We start from the raw sequence: 501 nt of genomic DNA, 5'->3' as shown, positions 1-501 counted from the left end.
ACCAGGTGCTGTTCGTATTGTTGCCGTTCGCGTTCATTGGCGTACCTCATGGAAATAATGCGGCGCTTTGTTCCGCGTTGCGTCCAAACAATCACGGCGGTTTTGCCGGTGAGCTTGCCCACGGTGATGATGCGTTTTTCACCGTAGTCCTGGCGGTCATCTACCATCGAGAAGGTGTTGCCGGCAAAGACGACCGGTGCATCGTTAAAATCCAGGCCGCGATGTTTCAGCGTGTCTTGTTGTTTGCGCAGGTCGTACTCGATCTCACTGCCTGGGGCCATCAGGGTCTCCTTGTCCTCTTATTTAGTGTACCCCCAAAAAATAGCTACGCAAGCGTCGATTCCTTCCGCTGCGAGTCTCAAAAGCCACCCTTAAAAAAACTCAAGATAATAATAGTAATCTTGAATTTCCGCCTATAGGCGTGAAATTATCACGTTTATAGCCTAGCATAAGAGATACTCTTAGGGGTCAACTCACGAAACGGAAAATATCGTATGCTAA

At 48.7% G+C, this 501-nt stretch carries 1 protein-coding gene; it reads right to left on the bottom strand.

The features are described 5' to 3' along the window. A partial coding sequence (locus tag EK369_RS21685) for a BrnT family toxin (RefSeq protein ID WP_030074904.1) occupies window positions 1-281 on the bottom strand: 281 nt, incomplete at its 3' end. Window positions 282-501 lie beyond the last annotated feature (220 nt).

The sequence above is a fragment of the Shimia sediminis genome, assembly GCF_003990645.1.
In the GTDB taxonomy this organism is placed as follows: domain Bacteria; phylum Pseudomonadota; class Alphaproteobacteria; order Rhodobacterales; family Rhodobacteraceae; genus Shimia; species Shimia sediminis.
Note: the sequence above shows the minus strand (reverse complement) of the source record. Positions and strands in the feature narration are given on the sequence as shown.